Source organism: Vibrio sp. M260112, from assembly GCF_036533775.1.
GTDB lineage: Bacteria > Pseudomonadota > Gammaproteobacteria > Enterobacterales > Vibrionaceae > Vibrio.
This window is the reverse complement of sequence record NZ_JATABH010000138.1, coordinates 1-1,499: the sequence shown is the minus strand read 5'-3', so window position 1 is coordinate 1,499 and position 1,499 is coordinate 1. Positions and strand designations below refer to the sequence as shown.

Sequence of the window (1,499 nt, the reverse complement as noted above, 5' to 3'; positions counted from 1 at the left end):
CATGTCGATCCATCTTACAAACTTGGAAAACGTTTTTTGCTAAGTCGATAGCGAGCACCGTAGAATGAGTCATGTGTTGGCTTCCTTGTAAAAGTGTCGTTACTTATTACGTTACTCCCGAGGGAGATAGGGAGTCCATACATCTTGGCGCTTTTACTTCAAGCCATTTTAGTGTTTATGGCTCAATGGTTTAGCTAAGGTGTTAGCGTTGTTCACACCTTAATTTTGCGTTATGTGAATGGAGGTGAAAATGTCTTCTGTACCAAGCAATAAAGATGAATTGGAGTTTGCTATAAACTCGATATTTTCGAAACTTATGGCTGACTATCGCTCAACTCCAGAAAGTCACGTTCGTAAATCAGGCGTAGAGGGAAACGTCAAAGGTACACTCATTAGCGTTAGTGATACGGTGGCTTATTTGATAGGTTGGGGGAAACTCGTACTTAAATGGTATCATCTAAGCTCTCAAAATCAACAAGTAGATTTTCCGGAAACAGGCTACAAATGGAACCAATTGGGGTTGCTCGCAGAAAGTTTCCACGACGAGTATCGTGACTGGAAATACGATGATTTACTTATTGAGCTCGAGTTTACGGTTAATGAAATACTTTTACTGATTTCAAGCTTAAGTAACCATGAGCTGTATGGTGTAGCGTGGTATGAGCAATGGACTTTGGGGCGCATGATTCAGTTTAATACATCATCACCTATGAAAAACATGCGTACAAAAGTTAGGCGCTTCAATCGAGAAATCACATAAGCAATTTAAGAGGGATTCTCAACGCTCGGCATTTTTGCTTTTACTTCAATTTTAGTGATTATGGCACAATGGTTTAAGTAAGGTGGCTTGCGTTGTTCACACCTTAATTTAGCGTTATTATCTATCCGTAGTTGTAGGTTTGGAGAGTTAGGTGTACGAAACCCGTAAAGCTGAAAATAGTGACTATGAGTTCCTATTCGAGCTTAAGAAATCAGCAGAATTTGAACCAATCAAAGCTGTATTTGGTTGGGACGAAAGTGTTCAAAGAGAAATTCATCACAATGAGTGGGGCGAAGAAAAGCCAACCATAATCGAAGTCGATGGAGTCGCAGTGGGCAGTTACTTGGTGCAGTGCCATTCTGAGTATCTGTACTTTGGTCGTTTTTTCCTATTACCAGAATATCAGGGTAAAGGAATTGGTAGCCAAGTATTAAAAGCGGTCATTGAGCTTGCTGCACAAAAGTTGTTACCGATAAAGCTTTGCTACTTACAAGGAAACCGAGTAGGGCAACTTTACAAAAGGTTTGGCTTTGAGGTTACAGGGCAGGACGAACAGTTCGTGCACATGCTCAAACCACGCTTATAACAATAATTTAAGAGTGATTCACAACGCTTATATGGACTCCCTATTGTTGTCAAAAAGTATTGTTAACGAAGGTTAGATGCTTGCTTATATACGGGCTCTAGTTGAGAAGCTATCTCGGGCCACTTTGATGTGTTCGCACCGTCATGACTTTAT

2 protein-coding genes are annotated in these 1,499 nt (G+C 40.5%); both read left to right on the top strand.

The genetic code is table 11. The annotated features are described in order from the left end of the window. Window positions 1–250: 250 nt before the first annotated feature. The gene (locus QTN95_RS20595) at window positions 251–760 is read left to right on the top strand and encodes a ClbS/DfsB family four-helix bundle protein (RefSeq protein ID WP_331418837.1); all 510 of its coding nucleotides are present in this window, start codon (window positions 251–253) and stop codon (window positions 758–760) included. A 151-nt stretch (window positions 761–911) separates the two neighbouring features. Next, a complete protein-coding gene (locus QTN95_RS20590; RefSeq protein WP_331418836.1) occupies window positions 912–1,346 on the top strand; it encodes a GNAT family N-acetyltransferase in 435 nt (144 codons plus the stop codon). The last annotated feature ends 153 nt before the right edge of the window (window positions 1,347–1,499 follow it).